Here is a 15,054-nt window from a genome sequence, read left to right as displayed (position 1 = left end):
AGCGGCCGAAGCCGCTCCCACTGGCCGTCAGTCAGATCACCCCTACTCCCCATAGTCGTATCAACGACTCAAGTGATCGGCAGGACACGGCCTAGAGCGCGCTTCGTCATTCCCGCCGGCCGAGGAAGTCCGGCGTCTCCCCGCGCAGTTCCGCCAGTCCCCGGGGGGGCTGAGCCAACGCGCCTCGCCCTTGGAGCAGTTGACGGAGGACGCGCGGAGCTCGTTCTCGTCCAGGGGTTCCGTGCCGCGGAGGCCGGCACCGGCCCGCCCGCGCCGTCGCGCCGGTTCCTCCCGGTCCGTACCGGGACGGACGACGGACTGTCAGAGGGCAGGCCTAGGGTTCGTGGTGTGCGGGGCCGGTCCCGGCGTAGGAGGGAGGCGCCGGGACCGGTCCGCCTCGCGCCCCTGGGCTACTTCTTGAAGGCGACGCCCGCGTAGGCGGAGACGTCCTGCCAGCCTTCGGGGAGCTCGGCGGTGGGGACGTGGCCGGGGGCGGGGCGCCAGAGCGGGAGTTGGACCAGGCCGGGGCCGGCGAACTCGAAGTCGCCGAAGAACGGCTCGACGCCGGCGCGCGGGCGCAGCACCAGGGGGGCGCTGGCGCTCCGGTAGATGCGGGTGCCTTCGGCGGCACTCTCCCGGGAGGCGAAGTCGGGGCTGCCGTGGGAGAGGATCAGCGCGCTGCCGGGGGCGAGCGCGTCGCGCAGGGTGCGGACGATCTGCTGGGCGCCGTCCTCGTCGCGGATGAAGTGCAGCACGGCGACGAGCATCAGCGCGACCGGCCGGGACAGGTCGACGGCGGCGAGCAGGCCCGGGTGGTCGAGGATGGCGGCCGGGTCGCGCAGGTCGGCCTCGATGACCGAGGTGTGCCCGGCAGGGTGGCCGGCCAGCAGGGCGCGGGCGTGGGTGGCGACGATCGGGTCGTTGTCGACGTACACCACCCGGGCGTCGGGCGCGACCCGCTGGGCGACCTCGCTGGTGGAGCCGACGGCCGGGATGCCGGTGCCGATGTCGACGAACTGGCGGATGCCCCGGCCGGCGGCGAACTCGACCGCGTCACCGAGGAACCGCCGGTTGGTGCGGGCCAGCAGCGGCAGCGCGGGGTAGGCGGCTATGGCGGCCTGGGCGGCCTTGCGGTCGGCCTCGAAGTTGTCCTTGCCGCCCAGGTAGTAGTCGTACATCCGGGCGGTGTGCGGGATGCCGGTGTCGAGCTCGCTCGGCGGCTGCCAGTCGTCCGCTCTGGCCCAGTCCCAGTCGGTGCCGGTGGCCTCGCCGATGGCTGCGCTGTCCTCGTGCATCCTGTTCCGCCCCCAATGCCGTACTCACTGCCGGACATGGCACCGCCGTGGCGCCGACAGGCCCGCCCGGTACGACGGGGTGACCCGCCTCCGGCCCGGCCACTCTTCCGTGGCATACGGTGCGCCGTGATCGTATCCGACGACACGCCGGTGAAACAGCGGGAGTTCAGGTTTACGCAACACCCGGGCGGCGGAGTGTGTGCACGTCAATGGCGGTACCCGGACGCTTCTCGGATCGCACCGGAGTGCCGCCGTCCCTATGCTGACTGCCGATGACTGCAGACCGCCGCACCGTACTGCGCACCGCCGTCCAGCTGGCCGCCCTGACCGCCGCCAGCGGGTTCCTCAGCGCGTGCGCCTCCGGCGCCCCGCGCCGGGCCGACACCGGGGCGCTCGCCGTGCACCCGGGCACCCTCGACCCGCAGCAGACCACCGACCCGGCCTGGAACGGCGGCGAGGGCCCGCCCTCCGCCACGCCGATCGCCCCACCGGAGAAGCAGCCCACCGGGGCCGACCCGGCCGACCCTGCTGACCCGGCCGCCGCGGCCGCGACGCCGCCCCCATCGACACCGACGCCCCCGCCGACGCCGCCGGTGCTGCCGCCGCTCGCCGCCGGCACCCCGGTCGAGGTGGTGAACGGGCCGCGCACCAGCAAGTTCGTGGCGCTGACCTGCCACGGCAGCGGCGATCCGAAGATGGCCACCGCCCTGCTGGAGGCCGCCGAGCAGCGCGGCGTCAAGCTGACCGTGATGGCGGTCGGCAGCTGGCTCGACCAGCAGCCGCAGATGGCCCGCCGGATCCTGGACGCCGGGCACGAGCTGGGCAACCACACCCAGAACCACCTCGACCTCTCGACGATGACGGCGGACCAGGTCCACGACGAGATCGCCCAGTGCGCCGAACGGCTGCAACGGCTCACCGGCTCGATCGGCCGCTGGTTCCGCCCGTCCGCCGCGCAGTACGCCACCCGGACGGTGCGCGAGCAGGCGAAGGCGGTCGGCTACGAGCACGTGCTGTCCTTCGACGTCGACCCGCGCGACTACAACGACCCGTCGGCCGCCGAGTTGCAGCGCCGGGTGCTGAAGTCGGTGCGCGGCGGCTCGGTGGTCGCCCTGCACATGGGCCACCAGTGCACGGTGGACGCGCTGCCGGGCATCCTGGACGGCCTCGCCAAGGCGGGGCTGAAGCCGGTGACCGTCAGTCAGCTGTGCGCCTAGGACACCCGTAGGGCCACGCCGCCCGAGGGGCCCGTTCACCCCATCGGGTCGTCCTCCTTGTACGGGCGCATCCTCAGCGTCCGGGCGTCCGCCGCGCGGATCTCCGCGGCCCGGTTGACCAGCTCCTCCAGGTCGTCCCGCCCGGCGTGGATGAACCGGCCGTGCAGGCCGTCGAAGCGGCCGCGGGCGACGTCCACGGTGACCGCGACCATGTACGGGATGGAGCCCCAGGTCTTCATGTCCTTGAACATCGGCATTCCGGCGGTCATGTCGGTGGCGACCGCGCCGGGGCTGATGTCGAGGATGACGATGCCGTGGCTCGCGAGCGAGTCCGCCATGTTGTCGGAGAGCTGGAGCAGCGCGCCCTTGGAGGTGGCGTACGCGGTGTAGTCGCCGTCCGGGCGCAGGGCGAAGCCGGAGTTGAGGTTGACCACCCGGCCGCGCCCCCTGGACACCATGCCGGGCAGGACGCAGCGCAGCAGGTTGTAGGGGCCGCGCAGGTTGGTCTCGATCACCTGCCACCACTGGTTGGCGTCGGTCTCCCAGAGCGGCACTTCGGCGCGGTCGACCAGGCCGGCGTTGTTGATCAGCAGGTCGATCGTGCCGAGGTCGCGTTCGATGATCCGGACGGCCTCGCGGACGGCGCCGGCGCGGGTGACGTCGGCGGTGACGGCGACGCCGCGGGAGCCGTGCCGGACGCACTCCTTGAGGGTGTCGGTCAGCGTCCCGTGGGTGCGGCCGACCAGGCCGACGGCCATGCCCTCGGCGGCCAGGCCGATGGCGATCTCCCGGCCGATTCCCCGGCCTGCGCCGGTGATCAGGGCGACCTGTCCTGTGAGCGATCCCGTCGGCACCGTGTGCTCCCTTCCCGTCCCCGGCCCCCGTCTGCGGCATTCTTCCGGCCGCCGGACGGGCGCGGCCCCGGGCGCACGGGCGGCGGGCGCGGCCTCACCCGTTCGGACGACGGCTCGCACCGGCACCCGCCCGGGGAGGGGGTGACCTACCGGCCGGTACGGAGTAGTAACGTCGTCGGGACGGTGACCGGTGCACCCATTCCGGTACACCGGCCCGTTGACCAGCAGCTCGCTGGGTCACCAGTCGCTGGGCGATCCCCAGCACCACCGAAGGGCAACTGAGTGAGTGACATCGCGCGCGTCGGAGTGATCGGCTGCGGCCTGATGGGGTCGGGCATCGCGGAGGTCTTCGCCCGGGCCGGGCTGGACGTCCTGGTGGCGGAGGCCAGCGGTGAGGCGCTGGAGTTCGGCCGTACCCGGCTGACCAACTCCCTGGACACGGCGGTCAAGCGCGGCAAGCTGAGCCCGGAGCAGCGGGACGAGGCGCTGTCCCGGCTGGCCTTCACCGTGGAGCTGTCCGACTTCGCCGACCGTGACCTGGTGGTCGAGGCGGTCGCCGAGCGCGAGGACGTCAAGGTCAAGATCTTCCAGGCCCTGGACCAGGTGGTGGAGCGCCGCGACGCGATCCTCGCCTCCAACACCTCGTCGATCCCGATCGTGAAGCTGGCCGCCGCCACCTCCCGCCCCGAGCAGGTGATCGGCCTGCACTTCTTCAACCCGGCGCCGGTGCAGAAGCTGGTCGAGGTCATCCCGACGCTGACCACCTCGGCGGTGACCACCGAGCGGGTCGAGGCCTTCGCCTCCCAGGAGCTCGGCAAGGAGCCGATCCGCGCCCGCGACCGGGCCGGCTTCGTGGTCAACGCGCTGCTGGTGCCCTACCTGCTGTCCGCGGTGCGGATGTTCGAGTCGGGCGTGGCCACCGCCTCCGACATCGACAAGGGCATGGAGGCCGGCTGCGCCCACCCGATGGGCCCGCTGCGACTGTGCGACCTGATCGGTCTGGACACCATCGTCTCGATCGCCGAGTCGATGTACGACGAGTACAAGGAACCGCTGTACGCCGCTCCCCCGCTGCTCTCCCGGATGGTCGACGCGGGCCTGCTGGGCCGCAAGTCCGGCCGCGGCTTCTACGACTACACCGCGAGCGCCTGAGCACCGACCGGTGGACGGCGGCGGGGCCCGGGGGCGATCTACCGCCCCCGGGCCCCGTTTGATGCACCGTCAGCTGTTGATGGTGTAACTGTCCCCGTAGACCTTCCACTTGAGCGGAGGGTTGAGGTCGAAGTTCTTCGCGTTGAGGAAGACCGACTGCTCGGTGTCGACCCGGCTGGTGTCGGAGTGGGCCTCCTCCTTCTTCATGACCACCTTGCGGGCGTCCAGGAAGGCCTTGAGGTAGGTGGCCTCGTCGCCGCCCTGGGCGGGGGTCTTGGCCTTCTTCATGGCGGCGGCGCGGATGCCGCCGAAGCTGTCCGAGCTGTTGCCGGGGCCGTGCATGACGATGGCGTCGTAGTAGGCGAACTGGCCGAGCGCGCGCAGGCCGTCGGACTTGGCCTGGTTGACGGCGGGGTTGAAGTACACCCGGTCGCGCTCGTCGTTCTGGGCCTGCTGGAAGACGGTATCCTTGGCGGCGGTGGCCCAGTCGTTGACGAAGGGGGTGCCGAGGCCGGCGTGCGAGGCGCTGCCGTTGACCTTCTTCAGGGCCGGCAGGTACTTGGCGAGGACGTTGCCCGGCTTGAGGTCGGTGTAGTGCTGGACGAGCTCCAGCATGTCGCCGGTGCCGGAACAGAAGCCGATGATTCCGCCGGTGTAGCCGCGCCCGTCGCCGATGTCCTCGATGTACTTGTACTGGGCCTTCCAGTCCAGCGAGGAGTTCTCCGCACTGGACACCAGCTGCATCGCGATGTCCTTCTTGTGCGGGTCGTCCAGCCCGACTCCCTTGAGCCGGAAGGACGTCGCGGACGTCGGCGCGGCGTTGGCGGCGCCGGCGGCCGCGACCGTGAGGGGCGCGGCCACCAGGGCGGCGGCGAGGGCGATGCGGAGGGCACGGTGGTGCTGGGGACGCATACGATGCTCCGTTTCCTCGGGGGGTTAGGAAACTTTCCTAACGAGAATTAAGGCCCTCCTTCCCCATCCCCGCAAGGGTTTTGACAAATTCTCTTCAAGGCTCTTCAAAGACGCAGGTCAGACCGCCCCCGGGAGAACGCGCCCGGCCCGTGGCGGGCTCCGGGCGACGCGAAGGGCCCCGCCCGGACCGAGGTCCGGGCGGGGCCCTGGGGCCTGACGGGATCAGGCGCCGCGCAGCACCGCACCGGTGCGGGCGACGGCCTCGGCGACGGCCGCCTCGCGGGCGGCGGTCGCCTCGTCGGCGGTCAGCGTGCGGTCCGCGGCGCGGAAGCGCAGCGCGTACGCCAGCGACTTCCGGCCCTCGCCGACCTGCTCGCCGGTGAAGACGTCGAACAGCCGGATGGCCTCCAGCAGTTCGCCCGCGCCGGAGCGCAGCGCGGCCTCCACGTCGGCGGCCGGGACGGCGGCGTCGACGATCAGCGCGACGTCCTGGGTGGCCACCGGGAAGCCGGAGACCACCGGACCGTTGACCTTCTCGGCGCCGTCCGCGGTGAGCAGGTCGACGTCGATCTCCATCGCGCTGGTGCGGGCCGGCAGACCGAGCGCCTTGACGACGCGCGGGTGCAGCTCGCCGGCGTGGCCGACCACCCGGTCGGTGCCGGTGACGACCAGCTCGGCGCAGCGGCCCGGGTGCCACGGCGCCCGCTGCCCCTGCCGGACGGTCAGCTCGACGCCGGCCGCGCGGGCCACCGTACGGGCCGCCTCGACGGCGTCCGCCCAGGACGCCCCGGCGCCCTGGCCCCACCAGCCGGACGGCAGCCGCTCGCCCGCGAGGGCGACGGCGACCCGGCGCGGCTGGTCCGGCAGCGCGGCGTCCAGCGCGGCCAGCTCCTCGGCGCTGGGCCGGCGGTCGACGGCCGGGCGCGGGGCCACGGTCAGCTCGTCCTTGGGCAGGAAGACGGTGCCGGTCTCGTAGATCGCCAGGTCGGTGTTGCCCCGGCCGACGTTGCGGCGCAGCGCGCCGAGCAGGCCCGGCAGCAGCGTGGTGCGCAGCGCCGGCTCCTCGTCGTTGAGCGGGTTGACCAGCTTGACGGTGCGCCGGCGCCGGTCGTCCGGCTCCAGGCCGAGCGCCTCGAAGGCGCTCTCGCCGAGGAACGGGTAGTTGTTGACCTCGACGTAGCCGGTCCCGGCCAGCGCGACGCCGATCCGGCGGTGGACGCGCTGGGCCTCGGTCAGGCCCTTGCCCGGGGGCACGTTGGGCATCCGGGCGGGGACGTTGTCGTAGCCCTCCAGCCGGATGACCTCCTCCGCGAGGTCGTACGGGTCGGTGAGATCGGGGCGCCAGGTCGGCGGGGTGACCTCCAGGACGTCGGCGCCGGAGACCGAGCAGCCGATCTCCTGCAGGCGCCGGGTGACGGTCTCGCGGCCGTACGCGGTGCCGGCGACCCGGTCGGGCAGGTCGGCGGCGATGGTGATGGTGCGCACCGGGTGCGGGGCGGCGATGTCGGTGACCCCGGCCTCGGCGGTGCCGCCGGCGATCAGGACCAGCAGGTCGACGGCGCGCTGGGCGGCGGCGCGGGCGGCCTCCGGGTCGACGCCGCGCTCGAAGCGCTTGGACGCCTCGGAGGGCAGCTTGTGCCGCTTGGCGGCGCGGGCGATGGCGACCGGCTCGAAGTGCGCCGCCTCGATGATCACCTCGGTGGTGCCCGGGCCGGCGGCCGGGTCGAGGATCTCGGTGGAGGCGCCGCCCATGACGCCGGCCAGGCCGATCGGGCCGCTGTTGTCGCAGATCAGCAGGTCCTCGGCGGACAGCTTGCGCTGCACGCCGTCGAGGGTGGTGAGGCTCTCGCCCTGCTCCGCCCGGCGGACCGTGATCGGGCCGTTCACGCGCTGCTTGTCGTAGGCGTGCAGCGGCTGGCCGACCTCCAGCATCACGTAGTTGGTGATGTCGACGGTCAGCGAGATCGGGCGGATGCCGGCCTTCTGCAGGCGGCGCTGCAGCCAGATCGGGGACTTGGCGGTCGGGTCGACGCCGACGACCGTGCGGGCCACGAAGCGGTCGCAGCCGGCCGGGTCGTTGACCTTGACCAGGTAGCCGAAGGAGTTGGCCGGCGGCACGTCGAGCAGCGCCGGGTCGGCCAGCGGCAGCCCGTACGCGGCGGCGGCCTCACGGGCGACGCCGCGCAGGGACAGGCAGTAGCCGCGGTCCGGGGTGACGGCGATGTCCAGCACGTCGTCGACCAGCTGGAGCAGCTCGATCGCGTCGGTGCCGGGCTCGAACTCCGGCGGGAGCACGATGATGCCGTCGTGGTCGTCGCCCATGCCGAGCTCGCGGGCCGAGCAGATCATGCCGGCCGAGGTCCGGCCGTAGGTCTGGCGGGCCGCGATCGGGAAGGGGCCGGGCAGCACGGCGCCCGGGAGCACCACGACGACCTTGTCGCCGACGGCGAAGTTGCGGGCGCCGCAGACGATCTCCTGCGGCTCGCCGGTGCCGTTGGCGTCGCCGACGTTGACGAAGCAGTGCCGGATCGGCTTCTTGAAGCCGGTCAGCTCCTCGATGGAGAGCACCTCGCCGACCACCAGCGGGCCCTTGAGGTCACCGCCGAGCTGCTCGACGGTCTCGACCTCCAGGCCGGCCCGGACCAGGCGCTCCGCCACGTCACGGCCGGTCTCGCCGGCCGGCAGGTCGACGTACTCGCGCAGCCAGGAAAGCGGGACGCGCATCAGATCTCCATCCCGAACGGGAGGGTGAAGCGCACGTCACCCTCGACCATGTCGCGCATGTCGGCGACGTTGTGACGATTCATCAGGATCCGCTCCAGGCCCAGGCCGAAGGCGAACCCGCTGTAGCGGTTGGGGTCGACGCCGCAGGCGACCAGCACGCGCGGGTTGACCACACCGCAGCCGCCGAGCTCGATCCAGCCCTCGGAGGAGCAGGTGCGGCAGGGGCGGTCCGGGTTGCCGACGCTCTCGCCGTGGCACACGAAGCACTGCAGGTCGATCTCGGCGCTCGGCTCGGTGAACGGGAAGTACGAGGGGCGCCAGCGCAGTTCCAGGCCGCCGCCGATCAGCTTCTCGACCAGCACCTCGATGGTGCCCTTGAGGTCGGCGAAGGTGATGCCCTCGTCCACCGCGAGGCCCTCGACCTGGCGGAACACCGGGGTGTGGGTGGCGTCCAGCTCGTCGGTGCGGTAGACCCGGCCGGGGCAGACGACGTAGACGGGGGGCTCGCGGTCCAGCAGGGTGCGCGCCTGGACCGGGGAGGTCTGGGTGCGCAGCACCACGCCGGAGTCGGCGGAGCCGTCCGGGGCCTGCACGAAGAAGGTGTCCTGCATCGAGCGGGCCGGGTGGTCCGGGCCCAGGTTGAGGGCGTCGAAGTTCAGCCACTCGGCCTCGGCCTCGGGGCCCTCGGCGACCTGGTAGCCCATCGCGACGAAGGTGTCCTCGATGCGCTCGGCCAGGGTGGTCAGCGGGTGCCGGGCGCCGCGCGGGGCGCGGTCGTACGGCAGCGTGACGTCCACCGCCTCCTCGACCAGCACGCGGGCGTCGCGCTCCGTCTCCAACTCGGCCTGCCGCTTGGCGAGGGCCTTGTTGACGGCGCCGCGGGCCTGGCCGATCAGCTTGCCGGCGGCGGCCTTGGCGTGCGGGGGCAGGGCGCCGATCTCGCGGTTGGCGAGGGAGAGCGCGGAGCGGTCGCCGGTGTGGGCGACCTTGGCCTGCTTCAGCTCGTCGAGCGTGCTGGCGGCGGCGAAGGCGGCGACGGCCTCGTCCCGCGCCTGCTCCACCACCTCGGGCTTGAGGGCCTCGACCTCGACCGGGTCGTACGACTTGTTGGGTGCCGACATCTCTATCTTCCCGTGCTCCTGCTCGTCCGTGCTCAGGTAAGGGTGGCTCTCCTCCGCGGTACGCCCGGTGTGGCCGGGGCACGGGCAGCCGTTCTCCGTACGACGGGGAATCCGTACGACGGGGAAGAGGGGTGTCCGCGGCTCAGCCGCACAGGGCGTCCCACAAACGCCAAAGGTCGAGTGTAGTCGCAGCGCGTAGCGCGACTGCCTGGAAGCCCGTCCAGCGGGACCTCAGAGCATGCTCTGCTGGTCGTTCCTGCTCTTTCAGAGCATGAAGTCCGGAACGCTGGCGGGCAGGACGAATCGGAACCGGGCGCCGCCGCAGGGGGCGCGGTCGACCCGGATCGAGCCGCCGTGGGCCTCCACGATGCCCTTGACGATGTACAGGCCCAGGCCGGTGCCGCCGCGCTTGGAGCCGCGCCAGAAGCGGGTGAAGACGCGCGGCATCGACTCCTCGGGGATGCCGCTTCCTTCGTCGCTCACGGTGATCGCAGTGCCTTCCACGATGCGGGGAGGGGTGCCCGAGCGCTCCCAGAGGGGCGCCTCGACGACCTCCTTGGCCGGTGCCACCTCGATCGTGACAGTTCCCTCGCCGTGGCGCACCGCGTTTTCCAGCAGGTTGGCCAGCACCTGGTCGACCTTGTCCGGGTCGGCCCACAGGACGGTCAGCGACTCGCTGATCCGGACGTCGAAGCGCTCCTCGGGGATGCCGGTGGCGACCTTGCGCTCGACGTGCCGGCGCACCGCGGCGGCCAGGTCGACCACCTGCTTGCGCAGTTCCAGCCGGCCGGCGTCGATCCGGGAGATGTCCAGCAGCTCGGCGATCAGCCGGGTGACCCGGTCGGCGTCGGCGTCCACCGTCTCCAGCATCAGCCGTTTCTGCCCGTCGGTGAACCGCTCCCACTTGGCCAGCAGCGTCGCCGTGAAGCCCTTGACGCTGGTGAGCGGCGAGCGCAGCTCGTGGGCGACGGTGGCGATCAGCTCGGCGTGGCTGCGCTCGGTGCGGCGCCGGGCCTCGGTGCCGCGCAGCGCGATCACCACCCGCTGCGGCGGCCCCAGCGGCACGGCCCGGACGTACCGGGCGGAGACCAGCACCTCGCGGCCGCCGGGCAGCAGCAGGTTGCGCTCCGGCTGGCCGGTGCGGGTCGCCAGGCCGCCGTACGGGTCGGTCAGCTGCCACCAGCGGCGGCCGTCCAGGTCCTCCAGTGGGAGGACGTCCTCCAGCTCGCTACCGAGCGCGGCCTCCGGGAGCACGCCGGTGAGCCGGGCCGCGGCCCGGTTGAAGCAGACCACCCGGCCCAGCGCATCGGCGACCACCAGGCCGTCCGGTAGGTCGTCCGGGTCGAGCTCAGGCCCGCTGCCGACCATGGGTGTCCCTCCCCGATTACCCACCGTGCCGTTCCCCCCACAGAGGCAGACCCTAGCGCCTCGCAGCCCCCTGTAGTAGGCCCTCGGCGAGTGGCGCCGGGAGCGTGCGGGTCAGGCGTTCGAGCGGCAGCCGCCGGGCGAGCGCTGAGCCCGGGCCGAGGCGTACAGGCAGACGGCCGCGGCGGTGGCCAGGTTGAGGCTCTCGGCGTGCCCGTGGATCGGGACGCGCACGACCTCGTCGGCGAGCGCGCGGGTCTCCTCCGGAAGCCCCCAGGCCTCGTTGCCGAACACCCACGCGCCGGGCGCACCCAGGGTGCCCTCGTCGAGCTCCTGGTCGAGGTCGCGCTCCCCCGCGCCGTCCGCGGCCAGCACCCGGACCCCGGCCGCGCGCAGCTGCGCGACCGCCTCCTCGACCGGCACGCCGACCGCCACCGGCAGGTGGAACAGGCTGCCGACGGAGGCCCGGACGGCCTTCGGGTTGTACAGGTCCACCGAGGCGTCGGTGAGCACCACGGCGTCCGCTCCGGCCGCGTCGGCGGTGCGCAGCACGGTGCCGGCGTTGCCGGGGTCGCGGACGTGGGCGAGGACCGCGACGAGCTTGGGGCGGGCCTTGAGCACCTCGGCGAACGGGGTGTCGATGAAGCGGCAGAGCGCCACGATGCCCTGCGGGGTCACCGTGTCGCAGATGTCGGCAATCACCTCGTCGGTGGCGGTCAGTACCGGCAGCCCCTCGGCCAGGGTCGCCTCGACGATGCCGGCGTGCCGCTCGGCGGCCTCCGGGGTCACGTACACCTCGACCACGGCGTGCTCGGCCGAGCCCGGCAGCTGGCCGAAGGCGACGGCCTCCCGGACGGCCTGCGGGCCCTCGACCAGGAAGCGGCGTTCCTTGGTGCGCTGGTTCCGCTTGGCGAGCCGGCGGGCGGCGACGACGCGCGGCGAGCGCAGGGAGGTGAGCAGGGGGGTGTCGGTGCTCGGCATGGTCTCGTTCTCTGTGGCGGTCGGCGCTGAGGATCCGGGGAAACGCAGAACCGGACCCGCAGGGAGCCTGCGGGTCCGGTCAGAGCTCAACTGATCTCGGAAGATCAGGCGGCGTCGGCGGCAGCCTTGGGGGCGTTGACGTCGGCCGGCAGCGCCTTCTGGGCGACCTCGACCAGCGACGCGAACGCGCCCGGGTCGTTGACGGCCAGGTCGGCCAGCATCTTGCGGTCGATCTCGACGCTGGCGGCCTTCAGGCCCTGCACGAAGCGGTTGTAGGTGATGCCGTTGGCACGGGCCGCAGCGTTGATGCGCTGGATCCACAGCTGACGGAAGTCGCCCTTGCGCTTCTTGCGGTCGTTGAAGTTGTAGACCAGCGAGTGGGTGACCTGCTCCTTGGCCTTGCGGTACAGGCGGGAACGCTGGCCACGGTAGCCGCTGGCGCGCTCCAGGATGACCCGGCGCTTCTTGTGGGCGTTGACTGCCCGCTTGACGCGTGCCACTTGATTACTCCTTGGGTTGGACCACGGACTACTTCACGTGGTCCGTCATTCGAATGGGTCGGGAAGGATCAGCTGCCCCGCTCGCGGCTCGCGCCGGGCGGGAGGGCGATCACTTGCCGAGAAGCTTCTTGATCTTCTTGGCGTCAGCGGGGGCCACCTCGACCGTCCCGGCCAGCTTGCGGGTCAGCGTCGAGGGCTTGTGCTCCAGGAGGTGGCGGCGGCCGGCGCGCTCGCGCAGCACCTTGCCAGAGCCACTGATCTTGAAGCGCTTGCTGGCGCCACTGTGCGTCTTCTGCTTCGGCATTTCGCCGTATCTCCTCGTCGGTCCCGTCCGCGCCCGCGCGGCCTGCGCCACGCGGGCGTGAACTGGATGGATCTGCGTGACCGGGCGGGACGCCCCGTCACCTTGGGGCCGGTCTCCCGGGCCGCCCTGGCCGGTGAAGGCTCAGGCGCCCTGGGAGGCGGCCGGCTGCTCGACCGGAGCGTCGGCCTCGACGGCCGGCGCCTCGGCCGGGGCTTCCTGCGCCTCGGTGGCCTCGTCGTCGGCCACCTCGTCGTCGGTCACCTCGTCGTCGCCGACCTCGTCGTCGACCAGCAGGTCGTCGTCCAGCAGGTCGTCGTCCTCGGCGGCGTCGGAGCCGGGGGTACGGCCCTGACGCTCGGCCTTGCGGGCGTCGGCGAGGGCGCGGGCCTCGGCCATCGCCTCGGTCTTCTTCTTGTGCGGGCCAAGAACCATGATCATGTTCCGGCCGTCCTGCTTCGGCGAGGACTCGATGAAGCCCAGGTCCTGGACGTCGTCGGCGAGCCGCTGCAGCAGACGGAAGCCCAGCTCGGGGCGGGACTGCTCACGACCACGGAACATGATCGTGATCTTGACCTTGTCGCCCTGCTTGAGGAACCGGACGACGTGACCCTTCTTGGTGTCATAGTCGTGCGGGTCGATCTTCGGCCGGAGCTTCATCTCCTTGATGACCGTGTGCGCCTGGTTCTTGCGCGCCTCACGGGCCTTCATGGCCGACTCGTACTTGAACTTGCCGTAGTCCATGAGCTTGCACACCGGCGGCCGGGCGGTCGCCGCGACCTCGACCAGGTCAAGGTCGTACTCCTGCGCGAGCTCCAGCGCCTTGGCAAGCGGCACGATGCCGACCTGCTCGCCGCTGGGACCGACGAGTCGCACCTCCGGGACGCGAATCCGGTCGTTGATGCGGGGCTCGGTGCTGATGGGGCCTCCTCGGTTGCACCTTCTGCGATGCGGCCGTCGGACGGCGGTCGCACGTAGTGGACTCGACCACTGGGCGGGGCTTCATTCGTGCTGCGCTGCCCGGCACCTGTTCGGCACCGTGTGCACCGCGACACGAAAAAAGCCCCGCTCGGTACAAGCGGGGCTCCACACATTCCGGGGGCGGCGCCCTGGTGAGGAGCGCTGCTGCGACTCGGCGCCTCGGCGCCCGTCGCGGACCGGGACCCGTCGACCGTGAGGTCGACCAGGTGGGAGACTTTCGCGGTTGCCCTCTCGGGCCTCCTGGGTGGAGCCTCCACTTGCTGGCCAGGCGCCCATGGGGATCCCGGCCGGTCAGTCTCGAAGCATACAGCGCTGCGGGGTCGAACGCCATTCCGCCCCACCTCACCACCTTTGTCCGTGTCCGACAGGGCCCTTGTACGCTCCAGGGGTACGGACACCGGCACGACGGAACGAGCCCCCCTTGAGCAGCGAGCCCACCCAGACCCCCGGCGCGGACGACGACGCGATCGGCTTCGACGACCTCACCCGGGACATCGCCGAGGTCCCGGCCGTCGAGGTGATCACCACCGTCGCGGTGCACCTGATGAGCGCCGCCGCGGTCAAGTGCGGCCTGGCCGAGGGCGGGGACAAGGACAAGGACCTCGACGAGGCCCGCAAGCTGATCACCGCGCTGGCCGGGCTGGTCACCGCCGGCGCCCCGGAGATCAGCAACTTCCACGCGGCGCCGCTGCGGGACGGCCTGCGCTCGCTGCAACTGGCCTTCCGCGAGGCCTCCATCGTCCCGGACGCGCCGGGCACGGGCCCGGGCGAGAAGTTCACCGGGCCGGTCTACTCCTGATCCGGCCGTGGCATCGGGGGCAGTGCGTCACGTGACGCACTGCCCCCGATGCGTTTCCTACCGCTTGTGGAGCGGCTCCCCCGGCAACTCCGCGCTCGCCGGCAGCACCGCCAGGTCCAACCCCCGGTCCAACCGCACCCGCAGCACCGGGTCGGCGGCCACCGCCTGCCCGACCCGCTGCACGGCCGCCTGCAGCCCGTCCTGGTCCAGCGCCGGGTCGAACACCACCGCGAGCACCCCGTCCGAACCCTCCGAGGCCGCCAGCAGCCCGGTGAGCACCTGCGGCTCGGCCGCCAGCAGCCCACGGACCGCCTCGCGCACCTCCGGGTCCCGGACCGGCGGCAGGAACGGGCGGTTCTCCGCGAGCGCCCGCAGCCGGGCGCCGCTCAGCTGGAACGGCACCGGCCCGGCCGGGTCGATCAGCAGGGTGTCGGCGCGCTCCGAGAAGGCGACCATCGCGGCCTGCGGAGCCGCCGTCGGCGCCGGGCGGGCGTCGGCACGCCAGCGGGCCAGCGACTCCAGCGAGGTGAAGGCCGGCAGCGCGCGGCGCCCGTCCGGGGCCTCCAGCACCGGGACGGCCATGTCGCTGGTCTTCTCGTGCCGGTGCCCGTGCTCGTCCACCTCGACCTCGCCCAGGATCGCGACGATCGGGACCATCAGCCGGGTGGGGGTCAGCGCCGCCAGTACCTCCGGCTCGGCCGCGCGGTCCTGCGACCAGCGGGCGAGGGCCTCGGCGAGCGCCGGGTCGGAGGTGCCGTCGTCCTCGGAGAAGCCGGGGTTCGGGATGCTCTTGCCGACGAACGCCGGGTTGGAGAAGTCTTTGCGGTCCACCCGCCCGACCCTATGCCACCG

14 protein-coding genes are annotated in these 15,054 nt (G+C 72.4%); 3 read left to right on the top strand and 11 right to left on the bottom strand.

Translation table 11 applies throughout. The annotated features are described in order from the left end of the window. Positions 1-410: 410 nt before the first annotated feature. The gene (locus ACIPLC_RS25975) at positions 411-1,295 is read right to left on the bottom strand and encodes an SAM-dependent methyltransferase (protein ID WP_400475422.1); all 885 of its coding nucleotides are present in this window, start codon (positions 1,293-1,295) and stop codon (positions 411-413) included. A gap of 272 nt (positions 1,296-1,567) precedes the next feature. Between ACIPLC_RS25975 and ACIPLC_RS25970 the strand changes: the two genes are divergently transcribed. Further along, positions 1,568-2,512: a polysaccharide deacetylase family protein gene (locus ACIPLC_RS25970; RefSeq protein WP_400475421.1), complete on the top strand. Its 945-nt coding sequence runs from the start codon at positions 1,568-1,570 to the stop codon at positions 2,510-2,512. Between the two features lie 35 nt (positions 2,513-2,547). Here the strand turns inward: ACIPLC_RS25970 and ACIPLC_RS25965 are convergent, their stop codons facing one another. Then, the gene (locus ACIPLC_RS25965) at positions 2,548-3,366 is read right to left on the bottom strand and encodes an SDR family NAD(P)-dependent oxidoreductase (RefSeq protein WP_400475420.1); all 819 of its coding nucleotides are present in this window, start codon (positions 3,364-3,366) and stop codon (positions 2,548-2,550) included. Positions 3,367-3,648: 282 nt separating this feature from the next. Here ACIPLC_RS25965 and ACIPLC_RS25960 point away from each other — a divergent pair, with 282 nt between their 5' ends. Further along, complete coding sequence (locus tag ACIPLC_RS25960) at positions 3,649-4,518, top strand: 3-hydroxybutyryl-CoA dehydrogenase (protein ID WP_400475419.1); 870 nt, start codon at positions 3,649-3,651, stop codon at positions 4,516-4,518. Positions 4,519-4,587: 69 nt separating this feature from the next. On the opposite strand, the gene ACIPLC_RS25955 is transcribed toward ACIPLC_RS25960, so the two are convergent. The 8 genes from ACIPLC_RS25955 to infC form a co-directional block, all read right to left on the bottom strand. Further along, complete coding sequence (locus ACIPLC_RS25955) at positions 4,588-5,430, bottom strand: chitosanase (RefSeq protein WP_400475418.1); 843 nt, start codon at positions 5,428-5,430, stop codon at positions 4,588-4,590. 222 nt (positions 5,431-5,652) lie between these two features. Further along, complete coding sequence (gene pheT, locus ACIPLC_RS25950; protein ID WP_400475417.1) at positions 5,653-8,154, bottom strand: phenylalanine--tRNA ligase subunit beta; 2,502 nt, start codon at positions 8,152-8,154, stop codon at positions 5,653-5,655. Continuing rightward, a complete protein-coding gene (gene pheS, locus ACIPLC_RS25945; protein ID WP_400475416.1) occupies positions 8,154-9,275 on the bottom strand; it encodes a phenylalanine--tRNA ligase subunit alpha in 1,122 nt (373 codons plus the stop codon). The genes pheT and pheS overlap by 1 nt, the downstream gene beginning before the upstream one ends. A gap of 264 nt (positions 9,276-9,539) precedes the next feature. Then, positions 9,540-10,643: an ATP-binding protein gene (locus tag ACIPLC_RS25940; RefSeq protein ID WP_400475415.1), complete on the bottom strand. Its 1,104-nt coding sequence runs from the start codon at positions 10,641-10,643 to the stop codon at positions 9,540-9,542. Between the two features lie 111 nt (positions 10,644-10,754). Then, a complete protein-coding gene (locus ACIPLC_RS25935) occupies positions 10,755-11,621 on the bottom strand; it encodes a TrmH family RNA methyltransferase (RefSeq protein ID WP_400475414.1) in 867 nt (288 codons plus the stop codon). A gap of 104 nt (positions 11,622-11,725) precedes the next feature. Continuing rightward, positions 11,726-12,121, bottom strand: a complete 396-nt coding sequence (gene rplT / locus ACIPLC_RS25930) for a 50S ribosomal protein L20 (protein ID WP_030055649.1) — start codon at positions 12,119-12,121, stop codon at positions 11,726-11,728. A gap of 109 nt (positions 12,122-12,230) precedes the next feature. Then, a complete protein-coding gene (gene rpmI, locus ACIPLC_RS25925; RefSeq protein ID WP_360264568.1) occupies positions 12,231-12,425 on the bottom strand; it encodes a 50S ribosomal protein L35 in 195 nt (64 codons plus the stop codon). Positions 12,426-12,566: 141 nt separating this feature from the next. Beyond that, on the bottom strand, positions 12,567-13,343 hold the full coding sequence (gene infC / locus ACIPLC_RS25920) for a translation initiation factor IF-3 (RefSeq protein WP_400475427.1): 777 nt from the start codon (positions 13,341-13,343) through the stop codon (positions 12,567-12,569). Positions 13,344-13,824: 481 nt separating this feature from the next. Here infC and ACIPLC_RS25915 point away from each other — a divergent pair, with 481 nt between their 5' ends. Further along, positions 13,825-14,202: a DUF1844 domain-containing protein gene (locus ACIPLC_RS25915; protein WP_400475413.1), complete on the top strand. Its 378-nt coding sequence runs from the start codon at positions 13,825-13,827 to the stop codon at positions 14,200-14,202. Between the two features lie 57 nt (positions 14,203-14,259). Here ACIPLC_RS25915 and ACIPLC_RS25910 read toward each other — a convergent pair whose 3' ends face one another. Next, positions 14,260-15,033 carry an SseB family protein gene (locus ACIPLC_RS25910; RefSeq protein WP_400475412.1) on the bottom strand — a complete coding sequence of 258 codons (774 nt, stop codon included), beginning with the start codon at positions 15,031-15,033 and terminating at the stop codon, positions 14,260-14,262. Positions 15,034-15,054: the final 21 nt, after the last annotated feature.

The organism is Kitasatospora sp. NPDC086801 (assembly GCF_044745805.1).
Taxonomy (GTDB): domain Bacteria; phylum Actinomycetota; class Actinomycetes; order Streptomycetales; family Streptomycetaceae; genus Kitasatospora.
This window is presented reverse-complemented; position numbering and strand designations above follow the sequence as displayed.